Origin of the sequence: Pseudodesulfovibrio profundus, assembly GCF_900217235.1 — a bacterium.
Taxonomy (GTDB): domain Bacteria; phylum Desulfobacterota; class Desulfovibrionia; order Desulfovibrionales; family Desulfovibrionaceae; genus Pseudodesulfovibrio; species Pseudodesulfovibrio profundus.
Map to the genome: position 1 here is coordinate 3,929,013 of NZ_LT907975.1, position 18,052 is coordinate 3,947,064.

The following is an 18,052-nucleotide window of genomic DNA, read 5'->3' on the forward strand; positions in this document are numbered from 1 at the left end:
ACTGTTTGTCTCAATGCCTAGAAGGGCATGCGCATGATTTCTTGATAAGACTGCATGAGCTTCGAGCGGACCGCACTGGTCATCTGCATGGTCATGCCCGCTTTCTGCATGGTGATCATGAGTTCGTGTACGTTCTGGTTCTTGCCCGACGCGAACTCTTCAATCATGGACTTCTTTTCCGCCTGCATCTCGTTGACTGACTTCAGCGAGTTGGACAGCGTGTCAGAAAAATCCTCAACCGGCTTGGGAGCCTTTTTCAGGGACTGGGCAACAGTGTTCTGGACAGAACGGCTGCGCACATCCATGGCGCTCTGATAGGCGTTTATGGCGACACTTTTGACAACCATGATTCCTGCTCCTTGTTATTTAGGCACCCATGCCGATTCGCAATGCTCGCTGGAACATCTGCTTTACGGCAGTGATAGTCTGGACATTGGCTTCGTAGCCGCGGGTGGCGTTCATCATGTTGGCCATTTCCTCAACCACGTTGATGTCCGGGTAAAATACGTATCCCTGATCATTGGCGTCAGGGTGATGCGGTTCGTACACCTGCTTGAAGGGACGCTGGTCCGCGGTGACGCCCAGAACTTTGACACCATGCAATTCGCGATTGAGCTGGTTCTGCATTTCCGTATCAAAGGGGGAATAGACCGGGGACGATTCGAAGGACACGGATTTGCGCTGGTAGGGACCGCCTTCCAGTGTCTTTGTCGTCCGTATATTCGCCATATTCATGGATATGACGTTCAAATTGGCGCGCTGGGCCTTGAGCCCGGATGCGCCGATGTCGAGTGCTGTCATGAAATCCATTACTTAGCTCCTTCCTGAATGACCTTCTTCATGCCCTGGAAATTCTTTTGAATAACCTGTGCGAGGGCGTTGTACATCATCCCGTTCTTGGTCAGCTGGGTCATTTCCTTATCGAGATCCACGGCGTCTTCACCGTAGATGTGGCGTGGCTTGAAATCTCTCAGACCATCACCCTGGAATCCGTTGGCCTCGAATGCGGCCGGAAGATGTGATTGCTGGGTGCGGGTCATCTTGCCGTGAGCGTCCTGGTTGAGTGCGCTCTGCAGCTTTTCTTCGAATTCAAGACGGCGGGCCTTGTAGTCAGGCGTGTTCACGTTGGAAATGTTTCCCATGACAAGATTCTGACGCTCCAGACGCATGTCCATGACTTTGGATGTCAAATGTATGTGACTGCCGATTATTCCCTTCATGCCTTGATCCTCCTGTGTTTTTAGCGGTTGTCCCGTCTGGCGGGCATTTTTTTCCGCCGATAACGCTAGAGGATTAGCAACTTGCGTTCCAAACATGTAACCATTTGATATATTTTAGCTTGTTGCATTTGTGACTCTTTTTTGAGTGTCAGAATATGGGATGCCGTTGAGAGGAGGAGGGTAGCCCTATCTATTATAAGTAATGGGTGAAGGTAAGCGGAGGAGGAGAAAGCAATAATTTCCTGCTCAATATTGCTGTATTTATAAAAAAGTTAATCTTATCAGCGTTTAAAGGTGTGTTTGAGTGTTTTGAGTGATTGTTGGCACATTCGTTGCTAGGCAGAGGGTGCAGGTCAAGTGTGATCTGACAATATCTTTTGAACCCGACACATCGGGTAAAGGAGAAACGGAGGGGAAACGTTATGAGTGGACATCTCGATTACGAAATCAACAAGGAACTTGGTGAATGCTACCTGTTTATGGGTGAGCTGGACAAGGCGGAAGAGTATTACAAGAAAGCCGTCGGCTCCAATGGCATTCATCCCGATCCCTATCTCGGCCTGGCTACTGTGGCTGTTCAGCGAGGTCAGCTGGATGACGCCATCGCCATGTACGAGAAGGCACACAAGATTGAACCGACAGACAAGAGTCTTTCCGGGATCGCTCTCATCCGGATGGAAAACGGTGAAAAGGAGAATGCGTATTCTCTCTTCGTCGAAGCCATCAAGATGAACCCCGAAAACATGGTCGCTCTGTTCTCACTGATCAGACTCGGCCATGAGCTGGAGCGTGTTCAGGATATCATCCCGTATCTCAGGGACTATCTTGAGGTAGATCCGGCAAAGCATGAAGTGCGATACTCGCTGGCCGGATGCTATCTCTGCCTCGAAGACAAGGAAGCTGCCAAGGATCATCTGAATAAGATTCTTGAAATGGCTCCTGACTTTGAAGCAGCCACCGAGATGCTGGATACGATCCAGTCTTAATCACGGTCTCCCCTCCCCGTTGGTCTCCTGTCTCGTCACTTCGGTGATGGGACGGGGGATCAGCCTCGGCGGCAGACTGTTGTCTCATCTGCGAATGGGCGTTGATGCCTGGCAGGTCCGATGGCGATTAGCCAGTGGATACTGTTGGCGTTGCGGTGTATTCGTTGATCAGACAACAGCCTGCCACGTTGTCGTGCGTTGGGGGGCTAGCAGCCTCGGAGGCCTCATCCAGCTTGATTTCCGGCGGTAAATCTGGCAACAGCCTCACAAAACAATATTCAGGGGGCTGTGTATGAATCTTTTGCCTGTCAAAAAGGCTATTCTGTCTGTCACCGATAAGTCAGGTCTTGCTGATTTCGGTGCGTTTCTTGTTGATAACGGTTGCGAACTGGTTTCTACCGGCGGCACCAAAAAAATGCTTGCCGATGCAGGACTGCCGGTTACATCCGTCAGCGACATTACTGATTTTCCCGAAATCCTGGGTGGCCGGGTGAAAACCCTTCATCCCCATATCCATGGTGGCATCCTGGCAGATAAGGATGATCCGTCCCACATGGAGACCTTGCGTGAGTTCGGTATCGAACCGTTCGATCTGATCTGTGTCAACCTGTACAATTTTGCCGATGCCGTGGCCAAAGGGCTTGATCTGAAAGCGGCAGTCGAGCAGATCGATATCGGTGGACCGACCATGCTTCGTGCAACAGCCAAGAATTTTCACTCCATCTGTGTTGTTCCCGACCCGAAATACTATCCGGTCGTGCGCAAGGAGATTGAGGAGAAGGGTGGCATTTCCCTGGAATTTCGCAAGGAAATGGCTGCACTGACCTTCAAGCTGGTATCTGAATACGATGCCATGATCACGGAATATCTCAGCAACAACGATGCCTAGCGCATCACCTGCGAAAAGCGTATAAACATTCGGGCGCGTTCATTTGATGATCGTGCCCGAAAATCGATGCTGGAAGCAGTTTTTACCGTAAGGATAATGGAAAGGAGTCCGTCATAGCTCAGAAACCAAAAGGCAACCTGCAGGGGCTCAAGCCCAGTCAGATCAAACGACTTTCGCGTCTCTATCAACGACAGTTCCCTACCGATGGTAACTATACCAATGAACAGGCCAGGGAGCTTGCGGCCCTGTCTGCTGAAATAGGCAGACAACTCGCTTTGCTTATCGACAGGCAAGGCAAGGTAGCCATGGTTTTAGTGGGCGATCCCCGCTCCATTTACATCCCGGAATTACCTCGCGCCCGAATGGCTTCCGGCCGTTTGCGCGGTCTCCGCCTGCTTCATACACATCTGGGTGAGGAAACCCTGTCTCAGGAAGACCTGATGGATATGGTTTTCCTCCGGCTCGATTCCGTGACCGCGCTCAATGTGCGCGAAGGGTTCCCGGATTCGGCACAGACGGCACACCTGCTGCCCCCCAACCCCGAAGACAAAAGCTATGAAGTTTTTGCGCCCGTGCAATGGGATCGCATGGACCTTGACCTCGGGCAGATTGTTGAGGCGCTGGAAGATGAGTTCGGGCGGCAGTTGGACGCGAAAACCATTGGTTCCGACGAAAACCGGGTTCTTTTGGTCAGTGTCGATAAGACTCCTCGTCCTGTTCAGGAGTTGTCATTGGAAGAGTTGGCCGAGTTGGCAGATACAGCCGGTTTGGTCGCTGCCGGAACCATGATCCAGCGGGTGCGAAAGCAAAACCCCAAGTTCATCATGGGTAAGGGCAAGCTCGCGGAACTGGAAGTCAAAGCACTCCAGGCCAACGCCTCCGTCATTATTTTTGATCAGGAACTCTCGCCCACACAGATACGTAACCTGGCAAAGGTTACGGAGCGCAAGATACTGGATCGAACACAGCTTATTCTTGATATTTTCGCCCAGCACGCAACCAGTGCTTCGGGCAAGCTTCAGGTTGAAATGGCTCAGCTCAAATACACCCTGCCTCGGCTAGTGGGTAAAAACCGCGCCATGTCTCGCCTCATGGGTGGCATCGGTGGCCGTGGGCCGGGTGAAACCAAGCTGGAGATTGATCGTCGTCGCGCCAATGATCGCCTCACTCGACTCAAGAAAGAGTTGAAGCAGGTGCGCAAGCGTCGGACACAGACCCGCGAACGTCGGGCCAAGGCGGGACTGCCCATTGTCTCTCTTGTCGGTTACACCAACGCCGGTAAGTCCACGCTGCTCAACACCCTGACGCAGTCCAAGGTCATTGCAGAAGACAAGCTGTTCGCGACCCTTGATCCCACAAGTCGCCGCATTCGTTTCCCCCAGGAACGGGAAGTAGTGCTGACCGATACGGTCGGATTCATCCGCCGATTGCCACCGGACCTCAAGGAAGCGTTTCGAGCTACGCTGGAAGAGCTTGATTCAGCTGATCTGCTCGTCCTTGTCTGTGATGCGTCGCACCCGGAAGTGGAGGAGCAGGTTGATGCCGTGCGGACCATCCTCAACGAAATGGATCTGGACGACATTCCTTCCATACTTGTCCTCAATAAGTGGGATCGGTTGGATGAAGAAGGGCGCGCAGCCATGCGGAACGTCTTCCCGGAAGGCATTCCCGCGGTTGCCGTACAACGTTCTTCGCTGGAGCCTGTGGTAGAGGCGATTCTGAAAAGTGTGGACTAAGAGGGCTGAGGCTACTCTTCGAAACAGTGGTCGCACGTTCCCTTGATGCCACTATCATCATAGGAAGAGTCGCACTCAAGCGGCTCGACATGGATGGTGACCGTCACTGCTGACAGTACGGATTCGATTTCCTTTTCAATTATTTCGCACAGGTCATGTGCGTCATGTACACACATTTCCCCTGGCACGAGCAGGTGGAAATCGATGAAGCGTTCAGGGCCTGACTTACGAGTGCGCAGCTCATGGAAGGTTGCCTCCTCACCCTGATGTTTGCGAATGGCTTCGGCTATTGCCTGCAGTTCATCGTCTGGCAGTGCGTCATCCATCAGACCGCTGATGGATCGGCGAAGAAGGCCTATCCCGGTGAAGACGATATTCACTGCCATGATGCAGCCGATGATCGGGTCAAGGAAGTGCCACTGCGGGATGAATATGAGAATGGCAAGTCCGGCCACCAGCCCGGCTGAAGTCCATACATCCGTCAGCAGGTGCTTGGCATCAGCCTCCAGTGTGATCGAATCAAATCGTTTGGCTGCACCGAGCATGGACTTGGCGGTGACGAAGTTGATCACCGATGAGAGCAGCGCCAGTCCGAGCCCGAGTTCAAGATTCCCGAGAGGCTGGGGATTGAAGAAACGTTCAACGGAAGCATAAGCAATGGCGCAAGCCGCGATGATGATCAGTATCCCCTCCATACCACTGGAGAAATACTCTGCCTTGCCGTGCCCATATGCATGGTCCGAATCTGCCGGACGCATGGCGATGGTGATGGCAGTGAGTGCCATGATCGCAGCCGTTACATTGACTATGGACTCTGTAGCGTCGGACAGGATGCCGACGGAATCGGTCATGGCCCAGGCCCCGAATTTCAATACCAGGGTGGCTATCGATGCAATGATCGAATAGATGGCATATCGTTTTGGGGAGTCCGTGAGCATGCTTATACCTTGGGCTTCAACCAGGGGTTCTCTTCGCCGCGAGCAAGTCGGTGGATGTTTTCCTTATGGCGCCAGAAGAGCAAAACCATAACAACCAGAGCGGCCGGGACGAATGCCACATTGCCGGTGACCAGCATGAAAAAGGGCAGAGCCAGCGCCAGGGTCAGCGAGCCCATTGATACATGACCGGAAAGGGCGACCATGCCGAGGCAGACTGCTGCGGAAAAAATGGTTCCCCAGGGGGACACGGCAAGGAAGGCTCCAATGGTGGTTGCTACGGCCTTGCCGCCCTTGAACTGCATGAAGCAGGAATAGGCGTGGCCGAAAATGGCGCCCAGAACAGTGAAGCTGAGGGCGAAATCGTTCTCCACCCAAGCGGCTGCCATGAGAACGGGAACAAAGCCCTTGGCTACGTCGAGTAGCAGGGTGGCGATGCCGTATTTCAAACCGCAGAGGCGGGCTATATTGGTAGCACCGGTGTTCTTGCTCCCGGCAGTACGGGGATCAATATCGCACAGTTTTTGGGCGATAAGCAGCCCGAACGGGATGGAACCGAGAACAAATGCGAGAATAGGCCAGACGATTATTTCCATGAATTGCTCCTGAATAGTCTTGATGTGCGAGTCTTATATCACGTTTACGCAGCCTTGAAAAGATGGAAGGAGGGCTGCTTGTTAGGGTAAACGATGAGTCACCGTAAAGACCGCTCGTGAAAGCGGTCTGTTATGGCAAATGATACTGTTCTAACCGGCCTACTCTTCGAGAGCCTCGGCTATACGAATCTCATTGGTTAATGGATCGATGCGCGAAAAGTTGATTTGAAATTGCTGACCGGGGTAGAGCTTGTCACCCAGCAGTTTTTTCGGCGCACGAACATTCACCTGCAGATGCGGCATGGCAAGGGTTGCCATGGGGCCATTATCATCTACAAGGACGGCAGACTGCAACTGCTTGCGTCTTTTGGCGAGGTACACCAGCTTCCAGTATCGCGGTCTGAAACGCTGAACCGTACTGACGGTTTTGATGCGCAGGCCGAGACTGGTCGCGAGCTTGTCCAACTCCTCAAGCGACAATCGGGGGGTGCCGTCTGTCAGGTAGGAGCAAACCTGCTCCATGTTGATGAAGTCGGTGTAGCGCCGCAATGGAGAGGTAATGGGTGCATATGCTGGAACGGCCAGTGCTGCATGGCGTTTGGGTGTGGTCTCCAGAATCGGCGGAAGCAGAAGACGGACAGCCCGGAGTATCTCGGCAGGCTCCGTAAAGATTCCAGCAGATTCCTGCGGCAGGGCAATATCCTGCGTGCGATGAAGCAGTGGTATTGTATTGTCCGCGGCCCACAGAGCCAAGCCGGCATTGGCGAGAATCATGAATTCACTGACAACCAACTCCGAGTAGGGGGACGACTCTTTCAGTTCTATGGTGATGGATGATTGCGCACCTTCACCTTCGACTTTGACCACCGGCTCGGGCTTTCGGATAACACAGGCTCCGGCCTCAATGCGACGAGCCATGAGCTTTTCTGCCAGCTCATGGGCAAGCACGAGGGACGCGTCGCTCTTGTCGAGGATGGCTTGCTGCGCGCTCTCGTAGGTAATGTTGGCAGCAACGCGTATCCATGCCTGACGGGGCGAGACTGACAGCAGATTGCCTGATGAATCAAGCTCAAAATCGGTAATCAGCGCAGGGCGATCCTCTCCGGCCAGCAGGCTGTACAACCCGGTTCCCAGTTGCTCGGGAAGCATGTGGGTATCGCCTTCAGGAAGGTAGAGCGATGTGGCGCGATTGAAGACCGCTCGATCCAGAGGAGAGCCAAACTCCCAGTGAATATTTGGACGGGCAAGGGCAATGGATACCTTGTACCCATTCGAAGTCGATTCAATCCGGAAGGCGTCATCTATATCTTTGGTCGTGATGGCATCGATGCTGACAAAGTCTTCACTTTCGATTTCATGCTGGTGATTAGAAAGTCGTGTTTCCAATTCACTGATTTCACTAGAGAACGATTCAGACCATTCGTTTCCCCATTCATACTCAGCTTCATCAAGAAGGTAGTTGTGATGTGGAGGAAGAATGCCCCATGTCTGTGAAAGAAGGAGAGCAATATGCGGTGTGTCGGGCAATCCCTTGCTTATGGCTGTCCAAATTTTACGTTCATTTTCATCGAGTGTATCGCCGACTTTACGTCGCAGAATGCCTGCCAGGCTTTTGGATAACTCGTCGTCGATTGCCGGAGGATTGGGCTTGCGGCCCTGATTGAAGGCGGACCATAGTTCCTGCAGCAAAACCTGACCGGCGGATGTGATCGCTTCGCGAGCTTTTTCTTCGGCCTTCTGTTGGAGCTTCAGTTCCACCTGTTCAGCGGACCATATCTCGAAATTGGGCGGGCGGAATTTGAAATGTGTCTTGGCGTTGAGCATGCCACGTCCCAGTGCGGCCAACTGGTCTGCGTCAGGCTCTTCCCACAGTAGATCGGCAAACCATGTCAATGGCGCGGATTCCAGCTCTCCCTGAGAGAGGTCCCACAGCTCCATGACATCCAGACTGGCCTGGATTTCACCGCGTCTTTCCTGATGAGAATTCAGGATGTCCTGTATTTCCTGACGGTTGGCCTCTGCGTTGAGAACGGGCCCATGCCAAGGCAGCAGGCGGGCTGCGGGGAGTTTCATCTCACGCTTGTTGATGGTTATTATGCGGAGTTTGCCGGAGATATCTTCCAGCACCCAGGCAAGCTGAGGTTGGTCGCCGTGCATGAATTCCACAACAGTTCCGGGACGGATAGTGGGGCCGAGAATCGTTTTTTTCGCCATGAAAACTACTTTATCGTTCAGAGTGGTTAAGCACAGTCTTTAGCATGAAACGGTTGCCAGTGTAAGTGGGCATGCGTAAAAGAAAGCTATGGAAAGAGAAACCATGGAAATTATTGGCATCGTCGCAGGGTGTTGTACTACAGCCTCATTCCTTCCTCAGGTTGTGCGAACATGGAAAACCAAGTCGGTTGAGGACATCTCTTTGCGGATGTACCTGCTGCTGTGCCTTGGTGTTTTTCTTTGGCTCGTTTACGGACTTCTGGTCGAATCCATAGCGGTTATACTGGCCAATGCGGTGACATTGGTACTCGCTTTGGCTGTTCTTGTCATGAAGATTCGATATCGAGGTGTTTCCGTCAAATCAATCAATCGTAATCCTTGATAAAAAAGGCTTTGCTGAATGAACAGCAAAGCCTTTTTTGAACTCACTTGAATGACTAGTGCTTGAAGGAGCGCTGGCCGGTGAAGACCATGGCTACCTGCGGGGATGCTTCGTTTACCGCTGTGATGACTTCGGAGTCGCGGATGGAGCCGCCGGGCTGAGCGATAGCCGTGATGCCCTGATCCATGCAGAGATCAACGCCATCGCGGAACGGGAAGAAACCATCGGAAACCACCACGGACCCGGGCAGACCGCCGCGAGCCTCTTCAGTGCGTTTTTCGATGTCTTCGAGTTTGGCCTTCATCTCGGCATCCTTGATTGCAGCAAGCTTCAACTCGAACAGGGACATGTTCAGCTCTTTGGAAGCGAGCAGATCCGCATATTTGATGTAGGCCTTGGTCGTAGCGAGGAGCACGCAGCCGACACGATCCTGTTCGCCTGTGCCGATGGCCGTGGTAACGCCATCGCGGGCAAAGATAACGGAGTTGGATGTCACGCCTGCTTCCACAGCCCATGCGAACAGCAGGTCGTCAGCTTCCTGCTTGTTGGGGGTTCTGGCGAGAAAGACATTGCCGTCCTTTTCCGCTTTGGCCGGAAGGAAATCGTCAGCAGTCAGAATGGCATTGCGGAAAGAGAACTGGAGAACCATGCCGCCGTCCGACAGAGATTTGATATCAAGGAAAGGCTGCTTGGACAGCTTTTCAAGTTCGGTGATGCCAGGAATCCGCAGGATGCGCAGGTTCTTCTTCTTTTTGAGTTCCGCCAGAGCGTCTTCGTCAAAATCAGGGGCGGCAACAACTTCGAAGTAGACGGAGTTGATCAATTCCGCAGTGGCCAGGTCGAGCTTTCGGTTCACGACAACAGCGCCACCGAAAGCGGCGATGCGGTCGGCTTCAAAGGCCCGCTTGAGGGCTACGGATACGCCTTCTTCGGTCCAAGCCGCGCCGCAGGGGTTGTTGTGCTTGAGGATCAGCGCTGCCGGCTTCGCAGAGAGATACTGTAAAATATTGAGTGCGTTATCCACATCGGTCAGGTTGGTCTTGCCTGGATGCTTGCCTGCCTGAAGCATGTGTTCTTCGGTCAGGGCGGATACCATTCCCTGTCCAGCGCCAATGAATTTTACCCCACCAACTTCCAACTGACCTTCCACCGGCTCATAGAGCGCTGCGGGCTGATCCGGGTTTTCACCATAGCGAAGCCCCTTGGTCTCGCCATCAATTTCCCAGGTCCGTTTTTTGAAAGTCAGCTCCTGGTCGCCCAGAGTCAGCTTGAGGTCTTCAGGAAACGGATCCTGTTGAAGGGTGTGGTACATTTTTTTCAGATCACTCATGACGGTAACTCCCTGTTGTTCTCGTTTGGAGGCGCGGTCATAGCACACCTTCCGTATGCGGGCAATTGCCGTAGAATCGGCTTTTTTCGATAGAATTCAACAAACATCAGTTTACGTTCAGATTATCATTACTCAACGACGTATATTGTGTCATATTGATTGTGCAGAAATAGAAGCTGTTGAATCGAAGATGCTTCTGCAACCTTGACGGAGGAATTTGCCATGAAGCGTTTCAAGGATTGGGGAATGCGCAGTAAGGTCTTGAGCCTTTTTGCCGCAACCATAATTTTGGTAATGGTCGGTCTTTTTGGATATTTTATCCCTGTAGTGGCTGATTCGCTCATGGCAGAAAAGCGGATAGCGACGAGCAGTGTGGTCGATGTGGCTTACGATGTCATCGACTACTGGGCCGATCAGGCTGCGTCAGGGGCTATGAGTGTCGACGATGCCAAGAAGCAGGCAATGAAGGAAATCAGCACTTTCCGTTACAAGGGAGAGGAGTATTTCTGGATCAACGACACGGACCACGTGATGGTCATGCATTCGGTCAACCCCGACCTCAACGGTAAGAAGCTCGACGGCCTTAAGGATGTGAATGGGGTCTACCTCTTCAAGGATATGGTTCAGGTCGCTCAGCGCTCGGGACAGGGCTTCGTTGATTACCACTGGCCCAAGCCGGGGTCCAAGGAACCTGTTGCCAAGGTTTCATTCGTCAGGCTCTACAAGCCTTGGGGCTGGATCGTAGGCAGTGGCATTTATGTCGATGACGTTGAGGCGCAGGTGGCGAGTCTGCAAATCAAGATCCTCATTCCCACCATTATTGCTATTATCCTGATTGCCCTTGTTGTCACGTTGGTTGTACGAAGCATTGTCATGCCCCTTCAGGAGGCGGTTGAAGTCTCCAATCGCATGGCTCATGGCGATCTCACTACCGAAATCAATGTGAAGAGTCAGGATGAGGTCGGCAAGCTCTCGCAGGCCATGGCAAATATGATTGTCGCCTTGCGGCGGGTTGTTGGCGATGTGGCTTCGGCCACGGAACAGGTGGCCGCCGGTAGTGAAGAACTGGCTGCATCGGCCATTGAGCTTTCACAAGGAGCAACCGAACAGGCTTCAAGCATTGAGATGGTTTCTGCATCCATGGAAGAAATGACGTCAAGTATTCAGCAGAATGCCAATAATGCGAAGACCACCGACGAGATGACCAACAAGGCTGCCACGGATACAGAAAAGGGTGGCAGTGCCGTTGCCAAGACCGTGGAGGCCATGAAGCAGATCGCGGATAAGATTCTCATAATTGAGGAAATAGCCCGTCAGACCAACCTGCTCGCTCTGAATGCCGCTATCGAGGCCGCTCGTGCGGGTGAGCATGGCAAGGGCTTTGCCGTCGTCGCCGCCGAGGTGCGCAAGCTGGCAGAACGCTCTGGTAATGCCGCTTCAGAGATCAGTGAGCTGTCGGTCTCCAGCGTGCAGGTAGCCGAGGAAGCTGGTGAGTTGCTCGGAACGATCGTTCCGGACATCCACAAGACTGCCGAACTGGTCAAGGAAATCTCCTCTGCCAGTGAGATGCAGAAGGATGGTGGAGATCAGGTCAACCGGGCAGTGCTGGAACTCGATAAGGTTATCCAGCAGAATGCATCGGCTTCAGAGGAAGTGGCTTCGACTGCTGAAGAATTGTCCGGGCAGGCTGTCCAGTTGCAGGAATCCATACGGTTCTTCAAGTTGGATGGTGTTTCCTCAACGCCCAGACCCGCTCCGACTGATAAGGGCAAGAAGCGACCAGCCGCACCTCCCAAGGAGTTGCCGACAGCATCACCAAAGGCCAGTCAGGATAGTGGCGTCGACCTGGATATGGACGACGATGACTTTGAACGGTTTTGATGCCAGGTGATGAGCAGTTATCAAGAGCCTCTTTCATTTACCGGAAGAGGCTCTTTCGGTTGCTCTTTCCGGGCTTACGGAGTAAATATTCCTGATACTAAAGAACATAATTCCGCATAATTTACCCGTCTATAAGGTTATTCCACGGAGGATTCGTGAAAATTAAAGTTCGTTTGCTGGGGTCGGTCGCCCTCATATTTTTAATCGTTGTCAGCATGTTTCTTTCGACATGGCTTGTGACCTCCAGCCAGAAGAGTGACAGCTTGGTTATTAACCTCGCTGGAAGACAGCGTATGTTGAGCCAGAAGGTAGCCAAAGAGATTCTGGCCTATGAAAAAGAGCAACGCGCTGAACTGGCAAAACAGATCAACACGACCATGCAGGTCTTTGAAACCACGCTCGCATCCCTTACCCGTTCAGGTGACGCGCCGTTGACACTCGATCCGAAAGGACCGGTTGCGGCTCTGCCCGAAGCCAGTGATGACGTGCGCGATCAGTTGGTCACGGTTGCCGGTCTGTGGAAGCCGTACAAGGCACATATTCAGGCCGTACTTGCCGGTGGCCCGCTGGATGAAGGCCGGATAATCATGGAGAGCATGGATGTGCTCAAGGCCATGAATAAAGCCGTTGTCATGATGCAGGGCGAGACCGAAGCCAGAGTGACCACTCTTTTGGTCAGTCAATCCATCTGCGTTGCCATCGGCGTGATCATATTCCTCGGCGTTCTGTTTGCTCTCAATACCCACCTTGCCAGGCCGCTCTCTCGACTTGAAACATTTGCCCGTGAAATTGCGGGCGGCAATCTGGATGCTAAAATTCAGGGTAGCTTCATCGGCGAGTTGGCAGCGCTGAAGGAAACGCTTGGAGTCATGGTCGGTAACCTGAGAGAAACCATGGAGAACGTGGCTTCTGAGAGAGCGACGGCGGAACGCAACGCTGACAGCGCCAAAAAGGCTGCTGAAGAAGCCAACGCCAAACAGGAGCAGGTGACCCTGCTGCTTACCACCATGTCTGATGCTGCCGGTCGCGCCGGAGGAATTTCGGAAAGCGTGGCTGCTGCCGCGGGTGAACTTGCCGCTCAGGTGGACGAAGTGAATCACGGAACAGGCGTGCAGCGTGACCGTATGGCGGAAACCGCCACGGCCATGGAAGAAATGAACGCCACGGTTCTCGAAGTGGCTCGCAACGCATCCAACGCTGCCGAAGCCGCTGGCCGTGCTCGCGAGAATGCCCAGACCGGTGCTGACGGCGTTCGTGAGGCGGTGTCATCCTTTGATGCCGTGAAGGATAAAATGCTCCATTTGAATGAGTCCATGGGGCAACTGGGTGAACAGGCGGAGAATATCGGCAACATCATGAATGTTGTTACCGATATCGCTGATCAGACCAACCTCCTGGCATTGAACGCAGCCATCGAAGCGGCTCGTGCCGGTGAAGCCGGACGCGGGTTTGCCGTTGTTGCCGACGAAGTGCGCAAGCTTGCTGAAAAGACCATGAGCGCCACTAAGGAAGTTGGTGATGCTGTCGGTACCATTCAGGAACAGGCGCGCAGCAATATCAAGGCTGTGGAAGAGTCGGTGGAAGATATCGTCAAATCCACCGAGGCTGCCAATGAGTCCGGTCGATTCATGAGTGAGATTGTTTCCATTGTCGGCGAGACTGCCGGGATGGTGGAATCCATTGCCACGGCCTCCGAAGAGCAGTCCGCAGCCAGCGAAGAGATCAACATGGCTGTTTCCGAGGTGACCAGTGTTGCCAATGAAACGGCTGACGGTATGGCTCGTGCGGCCAAAAGCCTTGAACACCTCTCGGCTCTGGCGGCTGATCTGGATGTGGTTATTCGTGATATGTCCGGCCAGTCGAGCGCAATGTTGAATCCGGACTTGAAGAGCCTGGATGAAATCGAGGCTGACCTCAAGGCGCAGGGCAGACGGATGTCGGATCGCTCGAATCTGAAAGCGGCTGATCCTGACGGTGTGATGCAGTGGGGCAATGAGTTCTCCACCAACATTCGCGAGATCGACGAGCAGCACCTGCGCTTGGTTGACCTTATCAATGCTTTGCAGAAGGCCATGCGATCCGGTCAGGGACGCAGTGCCATCAAGGAAGTGTTGGAAGAACTCAAGCAGTACACCGTGTTCCACTTCGCCCACGAGGAATCGCTGTTCGAGAAGTACGGCTACCCGGAGTCCGAAGCCCATGCCAATGAGCACAAGATGTTCGTGGACAAGGTACTCAGCTTTGAAGAGAAGATTCTTTCAGGCAGAAGTTCTGTCACATCAGAGGTCCTTGATTTCCTCAAGCAGTGGCTGACCAAACATATCAAGGTCGTGGACCGAGCATATTCGCCCTACATGAACAGTAAGGGCTTATATTAGCTTCCATACGAAAACTGTTTTCGGCGCTTCCGGCCTGTTCGGAAGCGTCGTTTTTTTGGAATGGCCCACTGGGTGGAATTTTGCTATGAGTTAATCCCCGGCATGCGTGCCGAATTTGAAGTTAGGATATATACATGTCAGAAAGTCATATGGAAAAAGCCCTTTTGAAAATTGCTCGTCAGATCAACGCGTTCGATGAAGCCTCCCTTATGAGTCTTTGGGAAAAATACGCTGATCGGGTGTCGCATTTTGAGCCGACCAAACGGTGGGAAGAGGCCGTTATCGTACTGAATATCATTCAATCGACCAGAATGAAGAATCAGTTGTTCAACTATAACTGGGCGCGTTCCCGCATGCCGGATGAAGGTCCTGTGGAAGTTGATCTGGCTGCACTCACTGCGCCGGAACCCTCTGCCTTGCGTGATAAAGGTCGGGGTCAGGATGCCGAAAATGATGAGGCAACATCCGGCCAGAGCGATGGAAATAAAGGACGAAAAGGGAAAATTCTCACGTTGACGCCGAAAAATAAGTAATAATTCCCTATATGAGATAGTTGACAGATGCTCAAAATTATACTTACGGAAGATAACCGTTTGTGCGCGTAAATTTCGCCGGGACGGTTTCCCGGTATTTCAAGGAGCAATAACATGGCCAATATCGTAGTTTTCGGCTCTCAATGGGGAGACGAAGGCAAAGGCAAGATAGTCGACATGCTGGCGGAAGACGCCAAGGCTATCGTCCGCTTTCAGGGCGGCAACAACGCCGGGCACACTCTGGTGGTTGACGGGAAGGAATGTATTCTTCACCTGATACCCTCCGGCGTACTCCATCCCGGGAAACAATGTCTCATCGGCAATGGTGTCGTGCTGGACCCGTTCGTCTTTTGCGAAGAGCTGGATAAACTCGCAGCCAAAGGGCTCGACGTTTCCGCCAAGCGCATGATGATCAGCAAAAAGACGCATGTCATCATGCCGTATCACCGCCTGATTGATTCCGCTCGTGAAGCTGCCAAGTCCGAAGCCGGCAAGATCGGTACCACCGGACGCGGTATCGGCCCCTGCTACGAAGACAAGATGAACCGCTGCGGTATCCGCGCCGGAGACTTTGCCGACCTTGATCTGCTCAAGAAGAAGATCGGCAAGGCTCTTGAAGAGAAAAACGTCCTGTTCAAGCATCTTTACGATGCTGAACCCATGGATGCCGAGGCTGTATTCAATGAAGTCAAACCTGTTGCCGAACGCCTGGCCGCCTACTTGGGCGATGTGTCTTCGGCCATTCAGGAGGCTGACGGTTCCGTTCTGTTCGAAGGCGCACAGGGAACCCATCTTGATATCGACCATGGCACCTATCCGTTCGTGACCTCTTCCAATACGGTCACGGCCAATGCTGCTTCCGGTGCCGGTTGTTCGCCGCGTGACCTGGAGCGCATCATCGCCATTGTCAAAGCCTACACAACCCGTGTTGGCGGCGGTCCGTTCCCCACGGAACTAGATGACGCCGATGGCGAATACATGCAGCAGCAGGGACACGAGTTCGGTGCAACCACCGGACGTAAACGTCGTTGCGGCTGGCTTGATCTCGTGGTGCTCAAGGAATCCGTTCGCTTGAACGGTCCCACCGAGTTGGCCATCACCAAGCTCGACGTGCTTTCCGGTATGAAAGAACTCAAGCTGTGTACGTCCTATGAGTACAAGGGTGAACAGATTGCCTATCCTCCGCAGGAAGAGAACGGCATGGCGTATGTGACTCCCGTATATGAATCCATGCCCGGCTGGGATGAAGACATCACCGGTGCGCGTTCCTGGGACGACCTGCCGGAAAATGCTGTCAACTACCTGCGCCGTATCGAAGAGATCACCGGTGTGAAAGTCGGTATTGTCTCTGTCGGTCCGGATCGGGCTCAGACCTTTTAGGTGAGGTGTGTGCGATGACGATGCACGATGATCCGCTGGCAGCCCTTGTGGGGCATGAACATGCGGTTAAGCGTCTGGACGCCATTGCTCACGACCCGCCTCAATCAATCGTTATAGAAGGGGGCGACGCGGATAGCCGTGTCGCCCTTTCCCTGTACTGGGCCATGCGGCTCAACTGCGCTTCGGGCAAACATGTCTGCGGAGAGTGTCCCGCATGCAAACAGATCGGCGACCTTGCCTACAACGATCTGCTGTTCTTCGATGGCAGGGAAGGGCTGATTAAGGTCGATATGGTTCGCGATCAGCGCGGCACCTGGGGGCAACCGCCCAACGGTGACGGCTACCGTGTCACCGTGTTTGCCGAGGCCCAGATGTTCATGACCGAAGCGGCCAACGCATTGCTCAAGTCCCTTGAGGAACCGCGTCCCGGCAACGTGTTCGTCTTGAGCGCTCCGCAGCGTGAACGGTTGCTCGATACCTTGGTCTCCCGATCCTGGGTTGTCACCCTTGCCTGGCCTGACGTGCGCTCAAATCCTCCTGAGATCAATGAGTGGACAACGGCGCTGGTCAACTTCTGGAGCTCTGGACGCGGGTGGTTCGAGAAAACCTCGGCCAAAGGTGCCGTGGACAAGCACCTTGCCCTGCAAGTGGTTCTCGGCATGCAGCGGGAACTCTGCGAAGCAATGTCGGGTGCCTGTTCGACGCCTCTCTCCACCACGCTTGCCAACACCCACGATCTCAAGTCACTGCGTCGAATTGGTCTGGTTCTGGACCAGGCGCAGGACGCCCTCAATACGCAGGTGCCTGTCAATCCGGCCATGGTGCTTGACTGGGTTGCCACCCGAATGAGTTAGTCGTGCGGATCGTACCGTATGAAGGCCACGATTCTGACAGCATTGTCGAGCTGATCACTTCCATCCAGATTGATGAGTTTGGTGTCGCCACCTCGGCGCAAAAGCAACCGGACCTCCGAAACATAACGCAATTCTATCAGCAGGGAGCAGGAAACTTCTGGCTCGCTTTTGATGGGGATACCCTGATCGGGACCATCGCACTCAAAGATGTTGGCGATGGCGTGTGTGCTCTGCGCAAGATGTTTGTGAAGAGGGAGTACCGGGGGGGTGGAGCAGGTGTTGCCGCTTCGCTCATGCAGACGTTGCTCGACTGGGCCAGATCCCGGGGCGTTCAGTCGATCTATCTCGGAACAGTGGATGTGTATCACGCGGCCCATCGATTCTATGAAAAATCCGGTTTCACCGAGGTAGAGCGGTCCGAGGTGCCGGACAGTATCCCGCTGATGGATGTTGATGTGAAGTTCTATCGGTACTGTGTGCCTGAGTAGTGCGGTTTCTCTGGTTGTAAAAAGTGGGTTGGTGAACGTTTCGATACGCATGCTTTCACTTAACCACTCACAAGTAATAATCCTCTCTTTCTCTCCCCCCAGTCCGAGTTGCTACATGTAACATACTCTTTTCCTTGCCTCCTGTTCCGTTTTGATTCGGTCTTTCCAAGTGATTTGAATTGCCATTTTCCTGCACGAAAAACATGGCTGTTCCAGCGAGAGCTGAAAGCGAAGAAATCGAGTAACCATG

The 18,052-nt window shown here is 53.3% G+C and carries 17 protein-coding genes; 10 read left to right on the plus strand and 7 right to left on the minus strand.

The window, feature by feature from the left end; translation table 11 throughout:
- Positions 1–17: 17 nt before the first annotated feature.
- Genes fliE through flgB form a run of 3 tightly spaced genes read right to left on the minus strand, consistent with a single transcriptional unit; the run spans position 18 to position 1,220 of the window.
- The gene (gene fliE, locus DPRO_RS18435) at positions 18–347 is read right to left on the minus strand and encodes a flagellar hook-basal body complex protein FliE (protein ID WP_097013391.1); all 330 of its coding nucleotides are present in this window, start codon (positions 345–347) and stop codon (positions 18–20) included.
- 19 nt (positions 348–366) lie between these two features.
- Positions 367–810 carry a flagellar basal body rod protein FlgC gene (flgC, locus tag DPRO_RS18440; protein WP_097013392.1) on the minus strand — a complete coding sequence of 148 codons (444 nt, stop codon included), beginning with the start codon at positions 808–810 and terminating at the stop codon, positions 367–369.
- The gene (gene flgB, locus DPRO_RS18445; protein WP_097013393.1) at positions 810–1,220 is read right to left on the minus strand and encodes a flagellar basal body rod protein FlgB; all 411 of its coding nucleotides are present in this window, start codon (positions 1,218–1,220) and stop codon (positions 810–812) included. Before flgB ends, flgC begins: the two co-directional genes overlap by 1 nt.
- A 422-nt stretch (positions 1,221–1,642) precedes the next feature.
- On the opposite strand from flgB, the gene DPRO_RS18450 reads away from it, so the two are divergent.
- From DPRO_RS18450 to hflX, 3 genes are all read left to right on the plus strand, one after another.
- On the plus strand, positions 1,643–2,206 hold the full coding sequence (locus DPRO_RS18450) for a tetratricopeptide repeat protein (RefSeq protein WP_097013394.1): 564 nt from the start codon (positions 1,643–1,645) through the stop codon (positions 2,204–2,206).
- 292 nt (positions 2,207–2,498) lie between these two features.
- Positions 2,499–3,095 (plus strand): IMP cyclohydrolase, encoded by a 597-nt coding sequence (locus DPRO_RS18455; RefSeq protein ID WP_097013395.1) that lies wholly within the window; start codon positions 2,499–2,501, stop codon positions 3,093–3,095.
- Positions 3,096–3,400: 305 nt separating this feature from the next.
- Positions 3,401–4,831, plus strand: coding sequence for a GTPase HflX (gene hflX, locus DPRO_RS18460; protein ID WP_232005648.1), 1,431 nt, complete (start codon positions 3,401–3,403; stop codon positions 4,829–4,831).
- An 11-nt stretch (positions 4,832–4,842) separates the two neighbouring features.
- Here the strand turns inward: hflX and DPRO_RS18465 are convergent, their stop codons facing one another.
- From DPRO_RS18465 to DPRO_RS18475, 3 genes are all read right to left on the minus strand, one after another.
- Positions 4,843–5,769 carry a cation diffusion facilitator family transporter gene (locus tag DPRO_RS18465; protein WP_097013397.1) on the minus strand — a complete coding sequence of 309 codons (927 nt, stop codon included), beginning with the start codon at positions 5,767–5,769 and terminating at the stop codon, positions 4,843–4,845.
- A gap of 2 nt (positions 5,770–5,771) precedes the next feature.
- The gene (plsY, locus tag DPRO_RS18470; protein WP_097013398.1) at positions 5,772–6,362 is read right to left on the minus strand and encodes a glycerol-3-phosphate 1-O-acyltransferase PlsY; all 591 of its coding nucleotides are present in this window, start codon (positions 6,360–6,362) and stop codon (positions 5,772–5,774) included.
- 159 nt (positions 6,363–6,521) lie between these two features.
- Positions 6,522–8,576 carry an RNB domain-containing ribonuclease gene (locus tag DPRO_RS18475; RefSeq protein ID WP_097013399.1) on the minus strand — a complete coding sequence of 685 codons (2,055 nt, stop codon included), beginning with the start codon at positions 8,574–8,576 and terminating at the stop codon, positions 6,522–6,524.
- 103 nt (positions 8,577–8,679) lie between these two features.
- On the opposite strand from DPRO_RS18475, the gene DPRO_RS18480 reads away from it, so the two are divergent.
- A complete protein-coding gene (locus DPRO_RS18480; protein WP_097013809.1) occupies positions 8,680–8,958 on the plus strand; it encodes a SemiSWEET transporter in 279 nt (92 codons plus the stop codon).
- 55 nt (positions 8,959–9,013) lie between these two features.
- On the opposite strand, the gene DPRO_RS18485 is transcribed toward DPRO_RS18480, so the two are convergent.
- Positions 9,014–10,288, minus strand: coding sequence for an IMP cyclohydrolase (locus tag DPRO_RS18485; RefSeq protein ID WP_097013400.1), 1,275 nt, complete (start codon positions 10,286–10,288; stop codon positions 9,014–9,016).
- A 222-nt stretch (positions 10,289–10,510) separates the two neighbouring features.
- On the opposite strand from DPRO_RS18485, the gene DPRO_RS18490 reads away from it, so the two are divergent.
- The 6 genes from DPRO_RS18490 to DPRO_RS18515 all read left to right on the plus strand — a co-directional run bounded on the left by DPRO_RS18490 (position 10,511) and on the right by DPRO_RS18515 (position 17,802).
- Positions 10,511–12,169 carry a methyl-accepting chemotaxis protein gene (locus DPRO_RS18490; protein ID WP_097013401.1) on the plus strand — a complete coding sequence of 553 codons (1,659 nt, stop codon included), beginning with the start codon at positions 10,511–10,513 and terminating at the stop codon, positions 12,167–12,169.
- Between the two features lie 155 nt (positions 12,170–12,324).
- Positions 12,325–14,547 (plus strand): bacteriohemerythrin, encoded by a 2,223-nt coding sequence (locus tag DPRO_RS18495; protein WP_097013402.1) that lies wholly within the window; start codon positions 12,325–12,327, stop codon positions 14,545–14,547.
- A 134-nt stretch (positions 14,548–14,681) separates the two neighbouring features.
- Complete coding sequence (locus tag DPRO_RS18500) at positions 14,682–15,080, plus strand: hypothetical protein (RefSeq protein ID WP_173806819.1); 399 nt, start codon at positions 14,682–14,684, stop codon at positions 15,078–15,080.
- Between the two features lie 114 nt (positions 15,081–15,194).
- Positions 15,195–16,460, plus strand: a complete 1,266-nt coding sequence (locus tag DPRO_RS18505; protein ID WP_097013403.1) for an adenylosuccinate synthase — start codon at positions 15,195–15,197, stop codon at positions 16,458–16,460.
- 14 nt (positions 16,461–16,474) lie between these two features.
- Positions 16,475–17,314: a DNA polymerase III subunit delta' gene (locus DPRO_RS18510; RefSeq protein ID WP_097013404.1), complete on the plus strand. Its 840-nt coding sequence runs from the start codon at positions 16,475–16,477 to the stop codon at positions 17,312–17,314.
- A 2-nt stretch (positions 17,315–17,316) separates the two neighbouring features.
- Positions 17,317–17,802: a GNAT family N-acetyltransferase gene (locus tag DPRO_RS18515; RefSeq protein ID WP_097013405.1), complete on the plus strand. Its 486-nt coding sequence runs from the start codon at positions 17,317–17,319 to the stop codon at positions 17,800–17,802.
- The last annotated feature ends 250 nt before the right edge of the window (positions 17,803–18,052 follow it).

Coding starts and splice junctions, on each gene's coding strand:
- fliE (WP_097013391.1), bottom strand. CDS start 347: ATGGTTGTCAAAAGTGTCGCCATAAACGCCTATCAGAGCGCCATGGAT.
- flgC (WP_097013392.1), bottom strand. CDS start 810: ATGGATTTCATGACAGCACTCGACATCGGCGCATCCGGGCTCAAGGCC.
- flgB (WP_097013393.1), bottom strand. CDS start 1,220: ATGAAGGGAATAATCGGCAGTCACATACATTTGACATCCAAAGTCATG.
- DPRO_RS18450 (WP_097013394.1), top strand. CDS start 1,643: ATGAGTGGACATCTCGATTACGAAATCAACAAGGAACTTGGTGAATGC.
- DPRO_RS18455 (WP_097013395.1), top strand. CDS start 2,499: ATGAATCTTTTGCCTGTCAAAAAGGCTATTCTGTCTGTCACCGATAAG.
- hflX (WP_232005648.1), top strand. CDS start 3,401: ATGGTTTTAGTGGGCGATCCCCGCTCCATTTACATCCCGGAATTACCT.
- DPRO_RS18465 (WP_097013397.1), bottom strand. CDS start 5,769: ATGCTCACGGACTCCCCAAAACGATATGCCATCTATTCGATCATTGCA.
- plsY (WP_097013398.1), bottom strand. CDS start 6,362: ATGGAAATAATCGTCTGGCCTATTCTCGCATTTGTTCTCGGTTCCATC.
- DPRO_RS18475 (WP_097013399.1), bottom strand. CDS start 8,576: ATGGCGAAAAAAACGATTCTCGGCCCCACTATCCGTCCCGGAACTGTT.
- DPRO_RS18480 (WP_097013809.1), top strand. CDS start 8,680: ATGGAAATTATTGGCATCGTCGCAGGGTGTTGTACTACAGCCTCATTC.
- DPRO_RS18485 (WP_097013400.1), bottom strand. CDS start 10,288: ATGAGTGATCTGAAAAAAATGTACCACACCCTTCAACAGGATCCGTTT.
- DPRO_RS18490 (WP_097013401.1), top strand. CDS start 10,511: ATGAAGCGTTTCAAGGATTGGGGAATGCGCAGTAAGGTCTTGAGCCTT.
- DPRO_RS18500 (WP_173806819.1), top strand. CDS start 14,682: ATGTCAGAAAGTCATATGGAAAAAGCCCTTTTGAAAATTGCTCGTCAG.
- DPRO_RS18505 (WP_097013403.1), top strand. CDS start 15,195: ATGGCCAATATCGTAGTTTTCGGCTCTCAATGGGGAGACGAAGGCAAA.
- DPRO_RS18510 (WP_097013404.1), top strand. CDS start 16,475: ATGACGATGCACGATGATCCGCTGGCAGCCCTTGTGGGGCATGAACAT.